At 68.8% G+C, this 20133-nt stretch carries 22 protein-coding genes and 2 tRNA genes; 16 read left to right on the forward strand and 8 right to left on the reverse strand.

Annotated elements, in window-relative coordinates; all coding sequences use genetic code 11:
• The first annotated feature begins 10 nt into the window (after positions 1 to 10).
• From ACIBG5_RS25700 to ACIBG5_RS25720, 5 genes are all read left to right on the forward strand, one after another.
• Complete coding sequence (locus ACIBG5_RS25700; protein ID WP_360451897.1) at positions 11 to 799, forward strand: fumarylacetoacetate hydrolase family protein; 789 nt, start codon at positions 11 to 13, stop codon at positions 797 to 799.
• Positions 792 to 2327, forward strand: coding sequence for a glutamate--tRNA ligase (gltX, locus tag ACIBG5_RS25705; protein ID WP_396394000.1), 1536 nt, complete (start codon positions 792 to 794; stop codon positions 2325 to 2327). Before ACIBG5_RS25700 ends, gltX begins: the two co-directional genes overlap by 8 nt.
• Positions 2328 to 3269 (forward strand): lysostaphin resistance A-like protein, encoded by a 942-nt coding sequence (locus ACIBG5_RS25710; protein WP_396394001.1) that lies wholly within the window; start codon positions 2328 to 2330, stop codon positions 3267 to 3269. It begins immediately after the preceding gene.
• 118 nt (positions 3270 to 3387) lie between these two features.
• A tRNA-Gln gene (locus ACIBG5_RS25715) sits at positions 3388 to 3459 on the forward strand.
• A 78-nt stretch (positions 3460 to 3537) separates the two neighbouring features.
• A tRNA-Glu gene (locus tag ACIBG5_RS25720) sits at positions 3538 to 3613 on the forward strand.
• Between the two features lie 49 nt (positions 3614 to 3662).
• On the opposite strand, the gene ACIBG5_RS25725 is transcribed toward ACIBG5_RS25720, so the two are convergent.
• Positions 3663 to 4496, reverse strand: coding sequence for a hypothetical protein (locus ACIBG5_RS25725; protein WP_396394002.1), 834 nt, complete (start codon positions 4494 to 4496; stop codon positions 3663 to 3665).
• A gap of 60 nt (positions 4497 to 4556) precedes the next feature.
• On the opposite strand from ACIBG5_RS25725, the gene ACIBG5_RS25730 reads away from it, so the two are divergent.
• The gene (locus ACIBG5_RS25730; protein ID WP_396394003.1) at positions 4557 to 5150 is read left to right on the forward strand and encodes a TetR/AcrR family transcriptional regulator; all 594 of its coding nucleotides are present in this window, start codon (positions 4557 to 4559) and stop codon (positions 5148 to 5150) included.
• A 2-nt stretch (positions 5151 to 5152) separates the two neighbouring features.
• Here ACIBG5_RS25730 and ACIBG5_RS25735 read toward each other — a convergent pair whose 3' ends face one another.
• Genes ACIBG5_RS25735 through ACIBG5_RS25745 form a run of 3 tightly spaced genes read right to left on the reverse strand, consistent with a single transcriptional unit; the run spans position 5153 to position 7447 of the window.
• Positions 5153 to 5998 (reverse strand): helix-turn-helix domain-containing protein, encoded by an 846-nt coding sequence (locus ACIBG5_RS25735; RefSeq protein WP_396394004.1) that lies wholly within the window; start codon positions 5996 to 5998, stop codon positions 5153 to 5155.
• Between the two features lie 9 nt (positions 5999 to 6007).
• Complete coding sequence (locus tag ACIBG5_RS25740) at positions 6008 to 6826, reverse strand: alpha/beta fold hydrolase (protein ID WP_396394005.1); 819 nt, start codon at positions 6824 to 6826, stop codon at positions 6008 to 6010.
• Between the two features lie 54 nt (positions 6827 to 6880).
• Entirely contained in the window at positions 6881 to 7447 is a 567-nt protein-coding gene (locus tag ACIBG5_RS25745; protein ID WP_396394006.1) for an HdeD family acid-resistance protein, read from the reverse strand.
• 132 nt (positions 7448 to 7579) lie between these two features.
• On the opposite strand from ACIBG5_RS25745, the gene ACIBG5_RS25750 reads away from it, so the two are divergent.
• Positions 7580 to 7957: a VOC family protein gene (locus tag ACIBG5_RS25750; protein ID WP_396394007.1), complete on the forward strand. Its 378-nt coding sequence runs from the start codon at positions 7580 to 7582 to the stop codon at positions 7955 to 7957.
• Between the two features lie 11 nt (positions 7958 to 7968).
• Here the strand turns inward: ACIBG5_RS25750 and ACIBG5_RS25755 are convergent, their stop codons facing one another.
• A complete protein-coding gene (locus ACIBG5_RS25755; protein ID WP_012922430.1) occupies positions 7969 to 8688 on the reverse strand; it encodes an IclR family transcriptional regulator in 720 nt (239 codons plus the stop codon).
• 142 nt (positions 8689 to 8830) lie between these two features.
• Here ACIBG5_RS25755 and leuC point away from each other — a divergent pair, with 142 nt between their 5' ends.
• The 4 genes from leuC (at position 8831) to ACIBG5_RS25775 (ending at position 13088) form a co-directional block, all read left to right on the forward strand.
• Positions 8831 to 10261: a 3-isopropylmalate dehydratase large subunit gene (gene leuC / locus ACIBG5_RS25760; protein WP_396394008.1), complete on the forward strand. Its 1431-nt coding sequence runs from the start codon at positions 8831 to 8833 to the stop codon at positions 10259 to 10261.
• Between the two features lie 14 nt (positions 10262 to 10275).
• A complete protein-coding gene (leuD, locus tag ACIBG5_RS25765; RefSeq protein ID WP_360451916.1) occupies positions 10276 to 10875 on the forward strand; it encodes a 3-isopropylmalate dehydratase small subunit in 600 nt (199 codons plus the stop codon).
• Between the two features lie 273 nt (positions 10876 to 11148).
• Positions 11149 to 12303 carry a magnesium/cobalt transporter CorA gene (gene corA / locus ACIBG5_RS25770; RefSeq protein ID WP_360451918.1) on the forward strand — a complete coding sequence of 385 codons (1155 nt, stop codon included), beginning with the start codon at positions 11149 to 11151 and terminating at the stop codon, positions 12301 to 12303.
• Between the two features lie 212 nt (positions 12304 to 12515).
• Entirely contained in the window at positions 12516 to 13088 is a 573-nt protein-coding gene (locus ACIBG5_RS25775) for an HU family DNA-binding protein (protein WP_396394009.1), read from the forward strand.
• A gap of 116 nt (positions 13089 to 13204) precedes the next feature.
• Here ACIBG5_RS25775 and ACIBG5_RS25780 read toward each other — a convergent pair whose 3' ends face one another.
• Both ACIBG5_RS25780 and cofC read right to left on the reverse strand, forming a co-directional pair.
• Entirely contained in the window at positions 13205 to 13411 is a 207-nt protein-coding gene (locus tag ACIBG5_RS25780; RefSeq protein ID WP_396394010.1) for a hypothetical protein, read from the reverse strand.
• 1 nt (position 13412) lies between these two features.
• Positions 13413 to 14084, reverse strand: a complete 672-nt coding sequence (gene cofC, locus ACIBG5_RS25785) for a 2-phospho-L-lactate guanylyltransferase (RefSeq protein ID WP_396394011.1) — start codon at positions 14082 to 14084, stop codon at positions 13413 to 13415.
• A gap of 16 nt (positions 14085 to 14100) precedes the next feature.
• Here cofC and ACIBG5_RS25790 point away from each other — a divergent pair, with 16 nt between their 5' ends.
• Genes ACIBG5_RS25790 through ACIBG5_RS25800 form a run of 3 tightly spaced genes read left to right on the forward strand, consistent with a single transcriptional unit; the run spans position 14101 to position 16810 of the window.
• Positions 14101 to 14898: a lysophospholipid acyltransferase family protein gene (locus ACIBG5_RS25790; protein ID WP_396394012.1), complete on the forward strand. Its 798-nt coding sequence runs from the start codon at positions 14101 to 14103 to the stop codon at positions 14896 to 14898.
• Positions 14895 to 15899: an NAD(P)H-dependent glycerol-3-phosphate dehydrogenase gene (locus tag ACIBG5_RS25795; protein WP_396394013.1), complete on the forward strand. Its 1005-nt coding sequence runs from the start codon at positions 14895 to 14897 to the stop codon at positions 15897 to 15899. The genes ACIBG5_RS25790 and ACIBG5_RS25795 overlap by 4 nt, the downstream gene beginning before the upstream one ends.
• Positions 15896 to 16810, forward strand: coding sequence for an aminoglycoside phosphotransferase family protein (locus ACIBG5_RS25800; RefSeq protein WP_396394014.1), 915 nt, complete (start codon positions 15896 to 15898; stop codon positions 16808 to 16810). The genes ACIBG5_RS25795 and ACIBG5_RS25800 overlap by 4 nt, the downstream gene beginning before the upstream one ends.
• On the opposite strand, the gene ACIBG5_RS25805 is transcribed toward ACIBG5_RS25800, so the two are convergent.
• Positions 16786 to 17913, reverse strand: a complete 1128-nt coding sequence (locus ACIBG5_RS25805) for an ROK family protein (protein WP_396394015.1) — start codon at positions 17911 to 17913, stop codon at positions 16786 to 16788. The two genes, ACIBG5_RS25800 and ACIBG5_RS25805, sit on opposite strands and share 25 nt — an antisense overlap.
• Before the next feature lie 74 nt (positions 17914 to 17987).
• On the opposite strand from ACIBG5_RS25805, the gene ACIBG5_RS25810 reads away from it, so the two are divergent.
• Positions 17988 to 19082 (forward strand): Gfo/Idh/MocA family protein, encoded by a 1095-nt coding sequence (locus ACIBG5_RS25810; protein ID WP_396394016.1) that lies wholly within the window; start codon positions 17988 to 17990, stop codon positions 19080 to 19082.
• A gap of 19 nt (positions 19083 to 19101) precedes the next feature.
• Positions 19102 to 20109 carry a sugar phosphate isomerase/epimerase family protein gene (locus ACIBG5_RS25815; RefSeq protein ID WP_396394017.1) on the forward strand — a complete coding sequence of 336 codons (1008 nt, stop codon included), beginning with the start codon at positions 19102 to 19104 and terminating at the stop codon, positions 20107 to 20109.
• Positions 20110 to 20133: the final 24 nt, after the last annotated feature.

Genomic DNA, 20133 nt, shown 5'->3' on the forward strand with positions numbered 1-20133 from the left:
GGCTCGGGCCGTGCGTATCGCCAGATTCTCCGTGGACGACGAGCCGAGGTACGGCGTCGTCGAGACCGACGACCCCGAGGGGCTCACCGGCACCGTATCCGTGCTCGACTCGGACCCGCTCTACCGGCCGGTCCAGTTCACCGGGGAGAAGCTGCAACTGGCCGACGTCCGGCTGCTCGCTCCGGTGATCCCGCGCAGCAAGGTGGTCTGCGTCGGCCGCAACTACGCCGCGCACGCCGAGGAGCTCGGCAACGACGTACCGGCCGAGCCATTGATCTTCCTGAAGCCGAACACCTCGGTGATCGGGCCGCGGGACGGCATCGTCTACCCCGAGCAGACCAACAACCTGCACTTCGAGGGCGAACTGGCGATCGTGATCGGCCGGATCTGCCGCGACCTGCCCAAGGAGCGGGTGAACGAGGTGATCTTCGGGTACACGATCGCCAACGACGTCACCGCGCGCGACCTGCAGAAGAGCGACGGGCAGTGGGCCCGGGCCAAGGGCTACGACACGTTCTGCCCGCTCGGCCCGTGGATCAGCACCGAGCTCGACGCGTCCGACCTGCGGGTCAGCACGCAGGTGAACGGCGAGCCGAAGCAGGACGGGCGGACGTCGCAGTTCATCTTCGGCATCCCGGAGGTGCTGGCCTACATCACGTCCTTCACCACGCTGCTGCCCGGCGACGTGGTGCTCACCGGCACCCCCGCGGGTGTCGGCCCGATGCTGCCCGGCGACGAGGTCGCGATCAGCGTCGAAGGAATCGGAACTCTGACGAACAAGGTGATCGTGCGTGACTGACCGGCCAGCCCCCACCGACGACGATGTCCTGGGTGGCCTCGAACCGAACCAGGTGCGGCTGCGCTTCGCGCCCTCCCCGACGGGCTACCTGCACGTCGGCAACATCCGGACCGCGCTGTTCGCCTGGGCCTTCGCCCGCCACTACGGCGGCAAGCTGGTCCTGCGGATCGAGGACACCGATATTGCCCGGAACACCCCGGACGGGCTGAGCTTCACCCTGGAGTCGCTGCGCTGGCTGGGCATCGACTGGGACGAGGGCCCGGAGAAGGGCGGCGACTTCGGTCCGTACCAGCAGACCGAGCGGATGGACATCTACTCCGATGTCGTCGCCAAGCTGCTGGCGGCCGGCCGGGCGTACCACTGCTACTGCTCGCAGGAGGAGCTCGAGCAGCGTCGTGAGGCCGCGCGCACCGCCGGCCAGCACAGCGGGTACGACGGTCACTGCCGCACGCTCACCGAGGAGCAGGTCAAGGCGTACGTCGACGAGGGCCGCCGGCCCGTGGTCCGGCTGCGCATGCCGGACCGGCCGATCGTGTTCGACGACTTGGTCCGCGGGCAGATCACCTTCCTGCCCGAGAACCTGAGCGACTACGTCCTGGTCCGGGCGAACGGCTACCCGCTCTACCCGCTGGTGAACCCGGTCGACGACGCGCTGATGGAGATCACCCACGTGCTCCGCGGCGAGGACCTGCTGCCGTCCACACCACGGCAGGTCGCGCTCTACGAGGCGCTCGCCGAGATCGGCGTCGGCAGCGGCCGGACGCCGCGGTTCGGGCACCTGCCGTTCGTGATGGGTGAGGGCAACAAGAAGCTGTCCAAGCGCGACCCGGGCTCCGGCCTCGGCGAGTACATGCAGCGTGGCTTCCTGCCCGAAGGCCTGCTGAACTACCTGGCCCTGCTCGGCTGGTCGATCGCCGACGACCGCGACGTGTTCACGACGGCGGAGATGATCGAGGCGTTCGACATCCGCAAGGTGAACTCGAACGCGGCCCGCTTCGACCCGAAGAAGTGCGAGGCGATCAACGCCGCGCACATGCGGATGCTGGCGCCGGAGGAGTTCGGATCCCGGATGGTCCCGTTCCTGGCCAAGGCGGGCGTGCTGCCGGCCGAGCCGTCGGCGGACCAGCGTGCAGTCCTGCAGGCCGCCGTACCACTGGTGCAGGAGCGCATGAACACGCTGTCGGAGTCGGTCGACATGCTCGGCTTCCTGTTCGTCGACGATGCGGCGTTCAGCGTCGACCCGGACGCCGCAGCGAAGGTGCTGACCGGTGACGCGGGCGCGGTCCTCGAGGCGTCGGTGAAGGCGCTGGCCGACGTGGACTGGACCACTGAGGCGATCGAGGCGTCGCTGCGGACCTCGCTGATCGAGGGGCTCGGGCTGAAGCCGAAGAACGCGTTCGGCCCGGTCCGGGTGGCGATCTCCGGACGCCGGATCTCGCCGCCGCTGTTCGAGTCGCTCGAGCTGCTCGGCCGGGAGAAGTCCCTGCATCGGCTCGAGCAGGCGCGTGCTTCCCTCCTGGCGGGCTAGATGCCGCACGACGTGACGCCGGCGACGGACAGGTCCGATGCGGGGCCTCCGCCGTACCAGCGGCTGCTGGTGAACCCGGAGGCACCGCGCGGGTACGTCGTTCTCGGCGCCTTGGCGATCCTCGTCGGCTGGATGATCACGAGCGTGGTCGTGCTCGGGATCCAGCAGGGCATCCGCAAGGATCCCGAGGGCACAGTCTCGTGGCTTGGGCTGCTGGCGACGAACCTGTCGCTGATCGCGCTGATCCCGCTGAGCATGCTGGTCGCGCGGGCGCTCAACCGGCAGGCGCCGGGGCTGTTGTCCTCGGTCATCGGCCGGCTGCGCTGGCGGCCGCTGGCGTGGTTCGCGGTGGCCGCGGTTGTGACCGAGTTGGTCATGCTCGGTGTGATCCAGCTCGGCAGCGTCGAGCTCATCGGCGGTGATGGTGGCAGCGGGATCGCGCCGGATGCGGCGGGCGTGATTGCAGTCACGCTGCTCACGTCGACGTTCCAGGCTGCGGGGGAGGAGTACTTCTTCCGCGGCTACCTGTTGCAGGCCGTCGGTGCCCTGGTGCGGAGCTCGGTGATCGCGGTCCTCGTCACGACCGTGCTGTTCACCATGGCGCACGGGGTGTGGCCGTGGGAGAGCCCGGCGTTGTTCCTGGATCGGTTCGCATTCGGGTTGGTCGCGGGCTTCCTCGTCATACGGACCGGTGGGCTGGAGGCGTCGATCGCGGCGCACGCGGCGAACAACGTGGTGACCTTCGTGTTCGCGGCGTTGACGAACAGCGTGGGTGCCAGCCTGGGCGCGAAGGACGCGCCCTGGTCGCTGGTGACGGTGGACGTGGTGAAGTTCGCACTGTTCGGAGCGGTCGCGCTGTGGCTGGCCCGGAGGATGAAGCTGGCGACAGTGTGCAACCTGCCGTTGACCCCGGCTCCGCACCCGGGCACGAGGCTGGTGTGACGGGAGTGACAACCCGCGACCGGCACCCCCGTTTTGGTGTCCGAGCCCTTGCTCGGGTACTCTCTTCGAGCCAGGTTGTGAGGGCGGAGACGGTCTCACAACTGCAGTGAAATGCCTTTGGGGTATGGGGTAATTGGCAGCCCGTCTGATTCTGGTTCAGTTAGTCTAGGTTCGAGTCCTAGTACCCCAGCGGATTGGACCGCACCGATGGAAATCGGTAAGGTTCAACCTCGTTGCCCGGCCCGTGAGGACCGGACGACAACCCTCTGGCCCCGTTGTGTAGCGGCCTAGCACGCCGCCCTCTCAAGGCGGTAGCGCGGGTTCGAATCCCGTCGGGGCTACCAGAGAAAGCCTCCCACCAGCTGGTGGGAGGCTTTTCTGGTTCTGGACGGATCAGGTCACCGAACTGCGGGCCGGCCGTCCTGCGAAGTACACGACGATGGCGACAACGGTGTAGGCGGCGGCGAGCAGGTACCCGAGCCTGGCGTTGTCCTCGCCGGTCACCATCAGGAAGAAGAAGCCGCTGCCGAAGGCGTTGAGGCTCGCGTGCCAGACCGCCGTCAGAGTCCAGCGTCCGCCGCTGGCGACGAAGACCCGCAGCATCACCATCGTGAACGCCGCGTTGCCCACGATGCCGACCACCCACGGCAGCTCGCCGGTGATCATCAGCGGCAGGTGCCAAAGGATCCGCATCCCAGCGGCGAGCGCCCAGGCGGCCAGGAAGCCGTGCCGGCGCAGCAGGATCGGCGCCGCGAACGCCATCCAGCCCGCTTCCTCGCCGATGCCGATCAGCACCACCAGCACCACCATCGACGCCAGTACGCCGGGCCAGGCCGCGAGCTGCTCCGAGGTGGGCAACGGCGCCCCGAGCAGATGGTTCACCAGCACGTTGACGGTGTGCAGCACCACTGGGGCCAGGATGGCGAGCAGGTACCACTTCGGAGCGGCTCTCCAGCTGCGCAGCCTCCGGCCCCAGGCGCGCAGCTCCTCACGGCCCTGGCAGGCGGTGACGACCAGTGCGGCCGCGAGTGGCCCGAGCGGAAGGTTCTCCGGATTCGATCCGAGCCCGAGGAAGGCCGTGATGTAGCGCAGCCAGCCGAAGAAGCAGGCCAGCACGACGAAGCTGATGATCGGGTAGCGCCGGATGACGCCGATCGGGCCTCGGGTCTTGTGCTGCTCGGCGATGCGTCGGGCTGCGGGCTCTACCTCGATGGTCTGTGCGTTCATGACATCCCCCCTCTCCATACGCCTCCGTATGGAGGATTGACCATACGGTAGCGTATGGACATGGCCATTGGGAAGCGCGAATCATTGACGGCGAACGACTGGACGGCGGCAGCGCTCGACGCACTCGCCCGGGGCGGCCTCGGAGCGGTCGCGGTCGAGCCGCTGGCCAAGTCCCTCGGGACCACGAAGGGCAGCTTCTACTGGCACTTCACCGATCGGAACGCACTCATCGCGGCCGCGCTCGAGCGCTGGGAGCAGCGCGACACCGATCGGGTGATCGCGGCGGTCGATCAGACGCCGGACGTCGCGACGCGTCTTCGCAAACTCCTCCGCCTGGTGTTCACCGCGGTGGTGGGCGACCCCGGGGCGGGAGCCGGTTCCGTCGAGCTCGCCCTGCAGGCCACCGCGACGCATCCGCTGGTCGCGCCCACGCTGGCACGGGTGACCGAGCGCCGGCTCGCCTACCTCACCTCACTGTTCGCCGAACTCGGTCTCTCCCAGGCCCGGGCCCGCGACCGCGGCCTGCTGGCGTACGCCGCCTTCCTCGGCCACGCACAACTGGCGCATGCGACGCCGCAGCTCGTGCCGGCCGGTCGAGCACTCTCCAGTCACATCGATCGGCTCATCGAAACGCTGACCGCTATCGAGGACTGACGTCACCTGTGATGCGCGGGCCAGGCGATGTGGTCGATTGCGAGCCACGGTGCGGTGGCCACGGCGGAAGGGGTGATTCCAGTGATGGCTTTGACATCGCGGTGGAGATGGGACTGGTCGACGTACCCGCTCTGGGCGGCAGCACTCGCGGGGGCATGGCCCGCCGCGAGAAGGTGAGCGGCGTGGTCGAAGCGCACCAGCTGTGCGGCGCGCTTGGGCGTAAGGCCGATCTGGGAGCGGAAGCGGGACCACAGGCGCTGCCGGCTCCAGCCGACCTCGTCCGCCAGCCCGTCGACCCGGATCCGCCCGCGGCCGGCGACCGTCCGCCGCCAGGAAAGGGCGACCTCCGGATCGATCGATGGCCGGCCGTCCAGGCGCCGGGTGAGGACGTCCGCCGCGATCGTGAACCGCTCGTCCCAGGAGCCCGTGGCGCGCAGTTTCTCCTCGAGCTGTCCGCCATCGCGGCCCCACACATCTTCCAGGGATGCGACTGTCCCGGAGAGCTCGGTCGACGCGCCGAACAACGAGGCCGCGACTACCGGCGACAAGCGGATCTGGAGACACTCGCCGCTCCAGCCGCCGGCCCGAAGCCGACCAGGGAGGAGCCCGGCGACGAAGCTGCCGCGCTGGCGCTGCCCCCCATCGGCCTGGTAGACGACGCCACCTGCCAGGCTCAGGTCGAACAGCACAGTGACCGACGGGTGGGCAACCATGGCGATGTCCACGAACGCGGAGGTACGGACGCCGAACCCGGCCATGCTGATCCCCGGCAGCCGAGCTGACGGGCGCGGTACGGCGACGTCCACGTCCGACCAGGTCCAGCTGGGTGATGTGCCAGTCGACAGCACGTGATCAGTCTACGGAGTGTTCGCGGCAGCAGCCGTGAAACCCAGCAGGAGTTCGCTGGTCAGCTCGGGCGCCTCGAGCATGGGCATGTGCCCGACATCAGGCAGCATCTCGAGCCGTGTGTTCGGCACCGCGTCGTACTGGCGCGCTGTTGCCGGGTAGTACCGGGGGTCGGCGGCACCGAAGATCACGAGCACCGGTACGTCGAGGCCAGTGAGACGATCCGGGGTACTGCGCTCGGCGACGTACGCGCCGTTGCACCGCAGGACCTTCCGGAAGGTGCGGTACGTGATGTTCTTCAGGTCGGCGACCGTGTCGTCCGGAATGTCCACCGGGCGAACCATCGTTGCCCTGATCCCCTTGCGGATCATCGCGTCCGACCGCCTGGGCCACAGCAACGGGCCGAACGGCGGGGCCAGCAGGGCTCGCAGGATGAACGGTTGCGGCTGCAGCGCGTCGAGGCTGGTGGCGGTGCTGATCAGCACGAGCGAACCCACCAGGTCGTGGCGCTGTTCGGCCAGCGAGATGGCGACCCAGCCACCACTGGAGTGCCCGACCACAGGGACGTCCCGCAGTCCAAGGTCGTCGAGCAGCTCGGCAACGCGGCTCGCCTGACGAGGCACGTCGTACGTCGGTGCTGTCGGAGACCGGCCGCATCCGGGAAGGTCTACCCGGATGACGTGATGACGGGCGGCGAGTGCCTCGACCACCGGGCCCCAGGATGCGCCCGAGGCGCCCGATCCATGAATGAGCAGTAACGGCGACGCTGTCCGCGGGCCGTCGTGGACCACGTGCATCCCGTGCACGAGCTCAACGTCGCGATGAACCATGCACGGGACGCTACGTGGATGCCGAGGCGTCGGTCTTGGACGAATGTCAGCCGATCACGCCGGGGACGGCGTGGTGGTCTGCGGTGGATGGCTCAGGTCGCGGCGGACGCTGAGGCCGACGGCGATCAGGACGACGCCCCAGACCAGGGCGGTCACCCCGAGGAGTACGGCGATGCCGACCGCGGACGCACCCGGGTTGGCGACGAACAGGACACCGATCAGGATCGACAGGGCACCGCTCACGACGAGCAGCCAGCGGGGCATGACGTGGTTGTTGGTGAAGGCACCGAACAGTTCGAAGAGACCGCGGACGATCAGCCAGATGCCGAGGATCCACGTCAGTGTCTTCGCGGCCATCCCGGGGTGGACGATCGCGAAGAACGCCGCGAGCAGCGCGATGACGCCGAGCACCACCAGCCAGATGCGGTTGCCCTTCGACTCCGGCTGGAAGGCCTGCACTATCGACCCGATGCCGTCCGCAAGGGCCCAGATACCCCACAGCACTGCGAGCGCGATGGCCGTTTCGATCGGCCAGACGATCGCGAGAATCCCGAAGACGATGCCGATCGCCCCACGGACGAGCAGCATCTTCCAGCCGAGTGTGAGCCAGTCCCGATCCATGGCAGACCTCCTTGAGCTCCCAGGCCACTCAAGCTTCATGGTCACCCGACTCACCCGAATACACAACGGGTACACGTCATCACTCGCAGCCGCGGGCAACCATCCGAGCGCGGTTCGGCCTACGCTGGGCTGATGGCCGTCGAGTTCAACCACACCATCGTGAACTGCACCGACAAGGGGGCGTCGGCGCGCTTCCTGGCCGAGATCCTCGGACTCGGCGATCCGGCCGGCTACGGGCCGTTCGCTGTGGTGCAGCTCGGGAACGGCACGTCGCTGGACTTCGCGGACAGCCACGGGCAGCCGCATCGCCAGCACTATGCCTTCCTCGTCAGCGAGGAGGAGTTCGACCAGATCCATGCACGGATCGTCGAGCGCGGACTGACCTACTGGGCCGACCCGTTCCACCGGCGCGACGGTGAGATCAACACCAACGACGGCGGACGTGGCCTCTACTGGGACGATCCCGACGGGCACAACCTCGAGATCCTCACGGTGCCGTACGGCGGCTGAACGTCGCCTGATTACTCCGAGGCGCGGCGGAGAGCCTCGGACAGACGCTCGGCGGCAGCCATCACGGCGGGGGCGTGCATCCGTCCGGGCTGGCGGGACAACCGCTCGATCGGGCCGGAGACGGACACGGCCGCGATCACCTTGCCGGACGGGGAACGCACCGGAGCGGACACCGAGGCGACACCCTGCTCGCGTTCGCCGACCGAGTGGGCCCAGCCGCGGCGCCGTACACCGGCCAACGCGGCCGCGTTGAAGGTGGCGTTGTGCAGACCGCGGTGCATCCGCTCCGGGTCCTCCCAGGCGAGCAGGATCTGGGCCGCGGAGCCGGCCGCCATGGTCAGCTGACTGCCGACCGGCACGGTGTCGCGCAGGCCGGACGGACGCTCGGCGGCCGCGACGCACACCCGGTACTCACCCTGGCGGCGGAACAACTGCGCCGACTCACCCGTGATGTCGCGCAGCCGCGCCAGCACCGGGCCGGCGGTCGCCAGCAGCCGGTCCTCACCGGCGGCCGAGGCCAACTCGCTGAGCCGCGGGCCGAGCACGAACCGGCCCTGCATGTCGCGCCCGACCAGCCGGTGGTGCTCCAGCGCCACCGCCAGCCGGTGTGCCGTCGGACGGGCCAGCCCCGTGGCCGCCACCAGGCCGGCCAGGGTCGCCGGCCCGGACTCGAGGGCGGACAGAACGAGGGCTGCTTTGTCGAGAACGCCGACTCCGCTAGAGTTGTCCATGAGACGATATTGCCGTCTCGAATCGTGGAACGCAAGTCGCTTCCGTGACCCGATCGAGAGCACTGTGAGCCAGACAGCACCTCACCAGACACCTCGACAGGGGCGGTGGGGTTGGGAAAAGTATCCAAGGAGGAGAAGTCTGATGGGTAGGACGTTGTCGGAAAAGGTGTGGGATGCGCACGTCGTGCGCCATGCCGACGGGGAACCCGACCTCCTCTACATCGACCTCCACCTGGTGCACGAGGTGACCAGTCCGCAGGCGTTCGACGGCCTCCGGCTGGGTGGCCGTCAGGTCCGGCGCCCGGACCTGACCATCGCCACCGAGGACCACAACGTCCCGACCTTCGACGTGGACAAGCCGATCGCCGACCCGGTGTCGCGCACCCAGGTCGACACCCTGCGCAAGAACGCCGAGGAGTTCGGCATCCGGATCCACACCCTCGGCGACCCGGACCAGGGCGTCGTCCACGTGATCGGCCCGCAGCTCGGACTGACCCAGCCCGGCATGACCGTGGTCTGCGGTGACAGCCATACGAGCACGCACGGCGCGTTCGGGGCGATTGCCTTCGGCATCGGCACCAGCGAGGTCGAGCACGTGCTGGCCACCCAGACGCTGATGCAGGCGCGGCCGAAGACGATGGCCGTGACGGTCGACGGCGTACTGCCCGACGGCGTCTCGGCGAAGGACCTGGTGCTGGCGCTGATCGCGGAGGTCGGCACCGGCGGCGGCCAGGGCTACATCGTCGAGTACCGCGGCGAGGCGATCCGCGCGCTGAGCATGGAAGCCCGGATGACGATCTGCAACATGTCGATCGAGTGGGGCGCGAAGGCCGGCATGATCGCGCCGGACGAGACCACGTTCGCGTACCTGCGGGACAAGCCGCACGCGCCGCAGGGCGTCGACTGGGAAGCCGCGGTCGAGTACTGGAAGAGCCTGGCCACCGACGCGGACGCGACCTTCGACCGCGAGGTGGTCCTGCGCGCCGAGGACATCACGCCGTTCGTCACCTGGGGCACCAACCCCGGTCAGGGCATCCCGCTGTCGGAGTCCGTCCCGTCGCCGGACGACTTCGGCAACGAGAACGACAAGCGCGCCGCCGAGCGGGCGCTGGAGTACATGGGCCTGACCGCCGGTACGCCGATGCGCGAGATCCACGTGGACACAGTGTTCCTGGGCTCCTGCACCAACGGCCGGATCGAGGACCTGCGCGCCGCGGCCGGGGTGCTGGCCGGCCGGAAGGTTGCCGAGGGCACCCGGATGCTCGTGGTCCCGGGATCGGGCCGGGTCCGGTTGCAGGCCGAGGCCGAGGGCCTGGACGCGATCTTCAAGGATGCCGGCGCCGAATGGCGTGGGGCCGGATGCTCGATGTGCCTGGGCATGAACCCGGACCAGTTGGCCCCGGGCGAGCGCAGCGCCTCCACCTCGAACCGGAACTTCGAAGGCCGCCAGGGCAAGGGCGGCCGGACGCACCTGGTGTCCCCGCTGGTTGCCGCCGCGACCGCCGTCACCGGGACCCTCGCGGCCCCGGTGGACCTGCCGCCGGTCGACGTCGCCGTACCCGAGAACGTCTGAGGAGCAGCAGAATCATGGAAGCCTTCACCCAGCACATCGGTACGGCGGCCCCACTGCGCCGCAGCAACGTCGACACCGACCAGATCATCCCGGCCGTCTACCTGAAGCGCGTCACCCGGACCGGCTTCGAGGACGGGCTGTTCGCGGCCTGGCGCAACGATCCCGAGTTCGTCCTGAACCAGCCCGAGTACGGCGGTGTCTCGGTGCTCGTGGCCGGACCGGACTTCGGCACCGGATCGTCGCGGGAGCACGCGGTCTGGGCCCTGCTCGACTACGGGTTCCGCGTCGTCGTGTCGTCGCGGTTCGGCGACATCTTCCGTGGCAACTCGGGCAAGGCCGGGCTGCTCGCGGCCCTTGTCGAGCAGGACGTCGTCGAGCGGCTGTGGACCACGATCGAATCCGACCCGGGCACCAAGGTGACCGTCGACCTGGAGCACAAGACGATCTCCGCCGGTGACGTGTCGGCGCCGTTCGAGATCGACGACTACACCCGCTACCGGTTGCTGAACGGTCTCGACGACGTCGGCATCACCTTGTCCCACGAGGCCGACATCGCCGCGTACGAGGCGACCCGGCCCGCCTTCAAGCCGGCCACGTTGCCGGCGAAGGCCTGACGTAGCGCGAAGGCCTGACGTAGTGCAGAGTTCTCGCCGCCGTAACGTCCGGACGTCCGGCGGCGATAACTCTGGTGTTACCCTGGCGTGGTTGTCAGAACAAGGCTTGCGAGACCGAGGAGGTGAGGCGCTCATGAGTAGCGACCCCTCCAGACATATGGGTCTCGCTCGACCTTGAGAGGCGGAATCCTCTGGTAGTTGCGGCTTGAGTGCCGTGGGGGTCGGGCAGACGCGTGCCCATCACTCACTTGCCTCACCGCACCTGGAGGACTCATGTCCGACCTGCGCCTGCGCACGCTGCGCGCCTTCGGCCGCACCCCGTCACTTCGCACTACCGCCCGCAAGCATGCCGCTGCTCCTGTCGTCGAGCCGGCCGAGAGGCCGCGCGAGCTGCCGAAGCCCAAGGGACACAGCGTCGTCGACAGTGCGATCTACTGCGACGGCCGCCGGGTTGCGTCGCCGGGTTCGCTGGCCGAGACCTATCGCGTGCTGCACAAGGCGCCCAAGAGCCTGGCCTGGATCGGCCTGTACCGGCCGGACCGGCGCGAACTCGCGTCGCTGGCCCAGGAGTTCGACCTGCACGAGTTGGCCATCGAGGACGCCATCCAGGCCCATCAACGGCCGAAGCTGGAGCGCTACGGCGACACGTTGTTCGTCGTACTGAAGGCCGCCCGCTACCGGGACGCGACCGAGGAGGTCGAGTTCGGCGAGGTGCACGTGTTCGTCGGCCCGGACTTCGTGGTGACGGTCCGGCATGCCGAGGCGCCCAACCTGGCCGCGGTACGGCGCCGGGTCGAACGCGACCCCGAGTTGCTGGACCGCGGCACCGAGGCGGTGCTCTACGCGATCATGGACAAGGTCGTCGACGGGTACGCGCCGGTGGTCGCCGGCCTGGAGAACGACATCGACGAGATCGAGACCGAGGTGTTCCGCGGCGACCCGAAGGTGTCGCGGCGCATCTACGAACTGTCCCGTGAGGTGATCGAGTTCCAGCGCGCGACCCGGCCGTTGGTCGCGATTCTCGAGGCGTTGCGCGGCGGATTCGAGAAGTACGGCATCGACGAGGAACTGCAGCGTTCGCTGCGCGATGTGGCCGACCACGTCACCGAGGTGGTGGAGAAGGTCGACGGCTTCCGCGAACTGCTGCGCGACATCCTGACCGTGAACGCGACCCTGGTGGCCCAGCAGCAGAACGAGGAGATGAAGAGCCTCGCGATCGCCAGCAGCGAGCAGAACGAAGAGGTGAAGCGGATCTCCGCCTGGGCGGCGATCCTGTTCGCACCGACCCTGATCGGCACTGTCTACGGGATGAACTTCGACAGCATGCCCGAGCTGCACTGGCAGTTCGGATACCCGTTCGCGATCGGCCTGATGGCGTTGGTCTGTGGGGGTCTGCACCAGATCTTCAAGCGCCGCGGCTGGTTGTGAACCCGGCTTCCACCCGGTCACGCAGGGCATCGGATCGTTGCTCAGCAGGGATTCTGAAGGCCCTGAAGGGCCGGATCGGGCCAAATTGTGGCACGAATCGCCCAAAACAAGCCGAATTGCCGCGTTGGTGTTTGTGAACTGGCACTGGAGTCCATAACGTTCACGTGAGATCGAGCGCTGTGCTCGACGCCTAGTGTTCACGGAGGGAAGCAGTGAACAAGAGCCAGTTGGTCGAAGCGCTCGCAGTGCACTTCGACGGAAACCGCCGCCAAGCCCAGCACGCACTGGAATCGGTGATCGACACCGTGGAGCGCGAGCTGACCAAGAAGGGTGGCAAGGTCGCCATCACCGGGTTCGGTGCCTTCGAGGCCATCGAGCGTGGCGCGCGCATCGTGCGCAACCCGCGGACCGGCGAGACCAAGCGTGCCAAGAAGACCGTGGTTCCGAAGTTCCGCGCGGGTGCGGAGCTGAAGGCCGTTGTCTCCGGTGCGAAGAAGCTGCCGAAGCTCGTCGTGCCGAAGCCGGCCGCGACCGCCACCAAGGCGGCCGCCCCGGCGAAGAAGGCCGCTCCGGCCAAGGCCGCGGCGACCAAGACCGCCGCCAAGAGGGCGACGGCCACCAAGACGGTTGCCAAGAAGGCGCCGGCCAAGACCGTTGCCAAGAAGGCCCCGGCCAAGGCCGTCGCCAAGAAGGCTCCGGCGAAGAAGGCGACCGTTGCCAAGAAGGCGCCGGCCAAGAAGGCCCCCGCCAAGAAGGCTCCGGCGAAGCGCGCATCGTCTCGCTGACCTTCAGCACTGCAGCACCGCAGTACGCACTACAGCGAAGGCCGGTCACCCCACTCCAGGGGCGACCGGCCTTCGCCGTGTGCACAGTGCCGTGTGCGGGTGCCTGCGGCAACCTTTTACAGCACGGTGCCGAAATCGACCCTGGTCACGCGGAGATCCGCCCCGGAGCCGGTGGTTTCGATCCGGACCCGCTGACCGACGCGGAGGTGGCGGACCGGAGTGTCCGCGACGGCGTGCACGGTGAAAGGCAGCTCGATCCCGGTGTCGGTCAGCACCGCGCCGGAGAACGTCTCGGTGTCGTAGCGGCTCACTGTTGCTTGCATTTCAGCAGGCTAGACCCTCGGTCCCGGTGGCGGCGCCGAGCACGAGTGACATCACGTCCGCGGTCGCTTCACCGACTCCCAGTTGTACGGCGTGAGCCAGATCGGCTGCCGTGTCGACGTCGCGGCGTACCGACTCGATGCCGGTCAACTCGATCGGCATCGCCCCGGATGCTTGGTGGGCTAGTGCGGAACCCACACCGAACCGCGGATCCAGCGCGACCCCGGGCTGTGCCGCGAGGAGCGTCGTACCGGTGCCGGGAAGGTCGATGACGAATGATCGGGGCGCCACACAGGCAGCCAGTACGGCGGTCAGCTCGGCGGGCCGCAACGCGGGCAGATCCGCGGAGAGGGCAACGACCCCGTGCCCCGGGAACTCCGCGGCGGCAACCCTGGCGCCGTGCAGGAGCGCCTCGTTCAGCCCCGCGGCCGGGAGATCCGGCACGACCCGCGCGCCGACGGCGGTGACGTCCCTGGCCACCACCGGGTCGTCGGTGACGACCAGGGCGGCACGGACCAGGGCAGAGGACAAGATGGCCGCAGTAGTGTCGACAGCGAAGGCGCGCGCGAGCTCCGGACGGTGCTGCGGGTAGGCGGCAGCCAGCCGGCTCTTTGCGATCGCCGTACGCTTCACCGGGATCACCAGGGTCCAGGGAGCGACCTGTAGGTCTGCCATCAGGCAGGATTCTCCCATGACGGATGGCAGGCACGAGCAGCAGGAGGCAGCAGTGGACGGGCAGCGGAAAGATCCCCGGCCACCCCGGGGCTTCTGGTTCGGCCTGATCGTCGTGATCGTGAAGCCGTTCATGCTGGTGTTCACCAAGTGCACGTTCACCGGGCGGGAGAACATGCCCCGCTCCGGCGGCGTGGTCTACGTGCCGAATCACATCTCGCATTTCGACCCGGTCGTGCTCGGGTACTTCATCTGGGAGTGCCGCCGGATCCCGCGGTTCCTGGGCAAGGCGTCGCTGTTCAAGCTGCCGGTGCTCGGCCGGATCATCACCAGTGCCGGCCAGATCCCGGTCTACCGGGACTCCACCCAGGCCGCGGACGCGTTCCGGGATGCGGTCGCCGCGGTCGAGCGGGGCGAGTGCGTCGGCGTCTACCCGGAGGGCACGATCACCCGCGACCCCGAGATGTGGCCGATGACCGGCAAGACCGGCGCCGCCCGGATCGCCTTGATGACCGGCTGTCCGGTGGTCCCGATCGCCAACTGGGGCGCCCAGGAGGTCATCAAGTCCTACACCGGCCGCACCGTGCGGATCCGGCTGCTGCCGCGCAAGACGCTGCGAGTGCGGGCCGGCAAGCCGGTCGACCTGAGCGCGTTCCAGGGCAAGCCGATCACCAACTCGCTGTTGCACGAGGCAACCGAGGTGATCATGGCCGAGGTCGCTGCCACGCTGGGCGAGTTGCGCGGCGAGACCCCGCCGAAGGAGCTCTACGACCTGCGCAAGGCCCGTGCAGCCGACGATGGTGAGGAGACGGCATGACGAAGGTGGCGGTGTTCGGAGCCGGATCCTGGGGTACGGCGTTCGCCACGGTGCTGGCGAACGCGGGGAACCAGGTGTCCATCTGGGGCCGGCGTGAGTCCCTGTGCGAAGTGATCAACACCCAGCACGAGAACACCGACTACCTGCCCGGGTTGCGACTCCCGGACACGATCACCGCGACCCACGATCCGGCCGCGGCTGCCGACGGTGCGGAGGCCGTCGTACTGGCGGTCCCGAGTCAGTCGTTGCGTGAGAACCTGAAGGACTGGGCCGACGTCCTGCCGAACGCCGTACCCCTGGTCAGCCTGATGAAGGGCGTCGAGGTCGGTACGACCAAGCGGATGAGCGAGGTGATCGCGGAGATCACCGGCGCCGGACCGGAGCGGATCGCTGTGGTGTCGGGGCCCAACCTGGCGCGGGAGATCGCCGAAGGACAACCGGCCGCGTCGGTGGTCGCGTGCGCGGACGAGGGAACTGCGACACGGCTGCAGAAGCTGTGCCATTCGCCGACGTTCCGCCCGTACACGAACAACGACGTGATCGGCTGCGAGCTCGGTGGCGCGACCAAGAACGTGATCGCCCTGGCCGTCGGGATGGCGGTCGGCCTCGGCTTCGGCGACAACGCCAGGGCCTCGGTCATCACCCGCGGTCTGGTCGAGACAGCCCGCCTGGGTACGGCGCTCGGCGCGCGGGAGCACACGTTCTCCGGGCTGGCCGGCTTGGGTGACCTGGTCGCGACCTGCTCGTCGCCGCTGTCGCGGAACCGGACCTTCGGCGAGAAGCTCGGCAAGGGCATGACCGTGGCCGAGATCGCCGGCGCCACTCGCCAGGTCGCGGAGGGTGTGAAGTCCTGTTCGTCGATCAGCGACCTGGCTCACCACCACGACGTCGAGATGCCGATCGCCGAACACGTCACCAAGGTCGTCGCCGGCGAGATGACGCCCAAGGACATGCTGTTCAGCCTCGTGTCCCGCTCGGCCAAGTCGGAGCGGTGGGGATGATCCCTTCCGCCTTCGCCCAGGCCACGGTCGATCGCGAGGGTGAGGCGGGGGCAGCCTGGCTGGCCGAACTCCCCGCACTCGTGGACGACCTGATGGCGCGGTGGGACTGCGTTCGGGACGGCGAGGTGACGCACGGCCAGGTCGGGGTGATCGTTCCGGTCCTTCACGCGTCTGGACATGCCGTGCTCAAGGTGTCGTTCCCGCACCCGGGCAACGTGCACGAACCGGACGCGTACGCGGCGTGGGGCGGCCGTGGCGCGGTCCTGTTGTACGAGCGCGATGACGCTTCCTTCGCGATGCTGCTCGAGCGTGCGAAGTCCTCGACCCTGGGCCAGCTCGCCGACCGCGACGAGATTGCGTCCGTGTCGGGACAGCTCAGTCGCCGCCTGTCCATCCCGGCGCCCTCCGGGCTACCGCGGCTTGCCGATCAGGCCGACGGCTGGGCCGCCGAGCTGCGCCAGGATGCCGCGGATTTTCCTGGTGCGCTGCCCGTTGCAGTCGTGGACTCCGCGCTGGCGGTCATCGACGAACTGGGCCGGCAACAGCCGGAGCTCGTCGTGCACGGCGATTTCCACGGCCGCAACATCCTGCGTGGGAATCGCGAACCGTGGCTGGCCGTCGATCCCAAGGGGTACGTCGGGGATCCGGCGTACGACGGCGCGACCTTGCTCAAGCCGCGTGCCTTGGCGCTGATGGAGTCCGACGACCTGATGAAGGCGCTGCTGCACGAGCTCGACGTCTTCGCCGAAGCGGCACAACTCGATCGCGAGCGCGTCCGGAGATGGGCACACCTGCAGGTCGTGCAGGCCGCCTTCCACGGCAGGCGCCACGGGTTCGGGCGGGCGCGGGGCGGACCGCTCCTCGACCGGCTCCTCGCCGTGGTGGATCACTGGGCCGTCAGCTGGTGCTGAAGGACGAGGGTTGCGGCGCCGCGCAGCGCGGCATCCTGACCTGACTGGCTGGTGACCACGTGCAGGTCGGTGGTGGCCAGGGGCAACGATCTGGCGTAGATCGCTTCGCGGATGCCGGCCAGGAGGCTGTCGCCGGCCTGGGACAGTGAACCGCCGATGACGATCACCGACGGGTTGAGCAGGCTGACGGCCGCGGCGAGGACGGAGCCGATCTCACGTCCCGCCTGGCGGACCGCTGCGGTTGCGGCGGTGTTGCCGGCGCGGACGAGGTCGACGATGTCGTGACTGCCACCGACGTTCAGCTGGGCGGCGATGGCCGCGGCCGACGCGACCGCCTCCAGGCAGCCGGTGTTGCCACAGCGGCACAGCTCGGAGCGACCTGGTGCCTGGATGTGGCCGATGTCGCCGGCCGCGCCCTGTGCGCCACGATGCAAGCGGCCCCCGCTGATCACGCCGGCGCCGATGCCGGTGGCGACCTTGACGAACAGCAGGTGCTCCACGTCGGCGTACTCGGTCGCGTGTTCGCCGAGGGCCATGATGTTCACGTCGTTGTCGACCAGAACCGGCGCCTTCAGTTCGTGTTCGAGTCGGCCGACCACGTCGTAGGAGTCCCAGCCCGGCATGATCGGCGGATGGTTCGGACGGCCGGTGCTGTGCTCGACCGGTCCAGGCAGTCCGACTCCGGTGCCGGCAAGATCCTTGACCGAACGCCGCGCGGCCTTCAGCAGCGAACGTCCGGTCTGCGCGATGGCGGTCAGGACCACCTCGGGGCCTTCGGCGATGTTGAGCGGCGTGGTCGACCGATCGAGGATCTCGCCGGTGAGGTCGGTCAGGGCGACGGACAGATGTGTCGCGCCGACGTCCGCCGCCAGGATCAGCCGCGCGGCCGGGTTGAACCGGAAGCGCGCCGGTGGCCGGCCACCGGTCGACGCTGCCTCACCGGACGGTACGACGAGTCCGGCCGCGAGCAACTCCTCGATCCGGCCGGTCACCGTGGACCGGGCCAGGCCGCTGAGGTCGATGAGTTCGGCGCGGGTCCGGGGCTGCCCGTCCAGGAGTAACCGCAGCACGGCACCGGTGCCCGCCGTACCCAGATCGCTCATCGCAGCACTTCCGTCGTTGGACCGATGGACTTTTGCTTGACAGGGTTCAAAAGTGTCACATAGCGTCCTTCGACGTGTCCACCAGTGCGCGCAAGCTCCGGGTCGGGATCGTCGGCGGCGGCTTCATGGGCCGCGTTCACGGCAGGTCGGCCCTGGTGGCCGGAGCCCAGGTGGTCGGTGCGCTCGGTTCCAGCCCCGCTCGGGCGGAGGCGGCGGCCGAGGCGACCGGCGCCGAGCGCGGCTTCGCGACCCTGGACGAACTGCTTGCCGCCGACATCGATGTCGTCCACGTCTGTACGCCGAACAACACCCACCTCCCGGTGACGCTGCAGGCGCTCGAGGCCGGTAAGCACGTGATCTGCGAGAAGCCGCTGGCGACCTCGGCGCAGGACGCGGCCGGTCTGCACGCCGCCGCGGTCGACGCCGAGCGTGTCGGAGCCGTGCCGTTCGTCTACCGCTACCACCCGATGGTCCGCGAGCTCCGGACCCGGATCGCTGCCGGCGAGGCCGGAGTGATCACCAGCCTGCACGGGTCGTACCTGCAGGACTGGCTGGCCGGTGTGGACGACCAGAACTGGCGGGTGGACGACCAGACCGGCGGTCCGTCGCGGACGTTCGCCGACATCGGGTCGCACTGGTGTGACCTGACCGAGTTCGTCACCGGTGACCGGATCGCGGCCATCAGCGCGCAGCTACGGACCGTCCGCGGCGAGCGTGGCGGCGTGCAGGTGCGCACGGAGGATCTGGCGACCGCGCAGTTCCGCACCGAGGCCGGAGTGGTCGGCACCATCGTCGTCAGCCAGGTCGCCGCCGGCCGGAAGAACCGCCTGTACCTGGAGGTCTCGGGGACCGAGTCGAGCTTCGGCTTCGACCAGGAGGACCCGGATCGCCTCTGGGTCGGCCGTCGTGCCGCCTCGCAGTTGCTGACCCGGGACCCGGAGACGCTCAGCCCGCCCGCGGCGCGAGTGAACCGGCTGCCGGCCGGGCATGCGCAGGGGTACCAGGACGCGTTCGACTCGTTCGTTGCCGACAGCTATGCCGCCGTACTGGGTGATCGCCCGGACGGTCTGCCCGATTTCGCCGCCGGAGCGCGGTCCGCCCGGCTGGTCGACGCCGTACTGCGGTCGGCCGCGGACGACAGCGCCTGGACCACCGTCGAGAACTCTTAATCGCTGAGGAGTCAGTCAGATGCCACGTCCGATCACCTTGTTCACCGGTCAGTGGGCCGACCTGCCGTTCGAGGAGGTCTGTCAGTTCGCCTCCGAGGCCGGGTACGACGGCGTCGAGATCGCCTGCTCGGGTGACCACTTCGACGTCCAGCAGGCCGTCAACGACGACTCGTACGTCCAGGGCCGCAAGGACATCCTGGCCAAGTACAACCTGCAGGTGTTCGCGATCTCGAACCACCTGGTCGGCCAGGCCGTCTGCGACAACCCGATCGACTTCCGGCACCAGGCGATCGTGCCGTCGCGGATCTGGGGCGACGGCGATGCCGAAGGCGTCCGGCAGCGCGCCGCCGAGGACTTGAAGAACACCGCGCGGGCGGCGGCCAAGCTCGGCGTGAAGACAGTGATCGGCTTCACCGGGTCGTCGATCTGGCAGTACGTCGCGATGTTCCCGCCGGTGCCGGCCGAGCGGATCGAGGCCGGCTACAAGGACTTCGCCGACCGGTGGAACCCGATCCTCGACGTCTTCGACGAGGAGGGCGTGCGGTTCGCGCACGAGGTGCACCCGTCGGAGATCGCGTACGACTACTGGACCACCACGCTGACGCTCGAGGCGATCGGGCACCGTGAGGCCTTCGGCCTGAACTGGGATCCGTCGCACATGGTGTGGCAGGACATCGACCCGGTCGCATTCCTGTGGGACTTCAAGGACCGGATCTACCACGTCGACTGCAAGGACACCCGGATGCGGGTCGGCGGCGGCCGCAACGGCCGGCTCGGTTCGCACCTGCCGTGGGGCGACCCGCGCCGCGGCTGGGACTTCTACTCCACCGGCCACGGCGACGTGCAGTGGGAGGACTGCTTCCGGGTCCTGAACGCGATCGGCTACGACGGCCCGATCTCGGTCGAGTGGGAGGACGCCGGCATGGAGCGCAAGGTCGGCGCCGCCGAGGCGGTCAACGTCATCCGCAACCTCGCCTTCGACAAGCCCGAAGCCGCCTTCGACGCCGCTTTCGCCACCGACAAGTAGCCGCTCGGACAGACAGGGTCAGGA

Origin of the sequence: Kribbella sp. NPDC050241, from assembly GCF_044459685.1 — a bacterium.
Taxonomy (GTDB): domain Bacteria; phylum Actinomycetota; class Actinomycetes; order Propionibacteriales; family Kribbellaceae; genus Kribbella.

Excerpts from the sequence above, each read along its gene's own strand:
- ACIBG5_RS25815 (WP_396394017.1), top strand. The coding sequence starts at position 19,102 with ATGCCACGTCCGATCACCTTGTTCACCGGTCAGTGGGCCGACCTGCCG.
- ACIBG5_RS25740 (WP_396394005.1), bottom strand. The coding sequence starts at position 6,826 with ATGGTTCATCGCGACGTTGAGCTCGTGCACGGGATGCACGTGGTCCAC.
- cofC (WP_396394011.1), bottom strand. The coding sequence starts at position 14,084 with ATGGCAGACCTACAGGTCGCTCCCTGGACCCTGGTGATCCCGGTGAAG.
- ACIBG5_RS25710 (WP_396394001.1), top strand. The coding sequence starts at position 2,328 with ATGCCGCACGACGTGACGCCGGCGACGGACAGGTCCGATGCGGGGCCT.
- ACIBG5_RS25780 (WP_396394010.1), bottom strand. The coding sequence starts at position 13,411 with ATGCAAGCAACAGTGAGCCGCTACGACACCGAGACGTTCTCCGGCGCG.
- ACIBG5_RS25805 (WP_396394015.1), bottom strand. The coding sequence starts at position 17,913 with ATGAGCGATCTGGGTACGGCGGGCACCGGTGCCGTGCTGCGGTTACTC.
- ACIBG5_RS25750 (WP_396394007.1), top strand. The coding sequence starts at position 7,580 with ATGGCCGTCGAGTTCAACCACACCATCGTGAACTGCACCGACAAGGGG.
- corA (WP_360451918.1), top strand. The coding sequence starts at position 11,149 with ATGTCCGACCTGCGCCTGCGCACGCTGCGCGCCTTCGGCCGCACCCCG.
- ACIBG5_RS25730 (WP_396394003.1), top strand. The coding sequence starts at position 4,557 with ATGGCCATTGGGAAGCGCGAATCATTGACGGCGAACGACTGGACGGCG.
- ACIBG5_RS25795 (WP_396394013.1), top strand. The coding sequence starts at position 14,895 with ATGACGAAGGTGGCGGTGTTCGGAGCCGGATCCTGGGGTACGGCGTTC.
- ACIBG5_RS25800 (WP_396394014.1), top strand. The coding sequence starts at position 15,896 with ATGATCCCTTCCGCCTTCGCCCAGGCCACGGTCGATCGCGAGGGTGAG.
- ACIBG5_RS25790 (WP_396394012.1), top strand. The coding sequence starts at position 14,101 with ATGACGGATGGCAGGCACGAGCAGCAGGAGGCAGCAGTGGACGGGCAG.
- leuC (WP_396394008.1), top strand. The coding sequence starts at position 8,831 with ATGGGTAGGACGTTGTCGGAAAAGGTGTGGGATGCGCACGTCGTGCGC.
- ACIBG5_RS25745 (WP_396394006.1), bottom strand. The coding sequence starts at position 7,447 with ATGGATCGGGACTGGCTCACACTCGGCTGGAAGATGCTGCTCGTCCGT.
- ACIBG5_RS25725 (WP_396394002.1), bottom strand. The coding sequence starts at position 4,496 with ATGAACGCACAGACCATCGAGGTAGAGCCCGCAGCCCGACGCATCGCC.
- leuD (WP_360451916.1), top strand. The coding sequence starts at position 10,276 with ATGGAAGCCTTCACCCAGCACATCGGTACGGCGGCCCCACTGCGCCGC.
- ACIBG5_RS25755 (WP_012922430.1), bottom strand. The coding sequence starts at position 8,688 with ATGGACAACTCTAGCGGAGTCGGCGTTCTCGACAAAGCAGCCCTCGTT.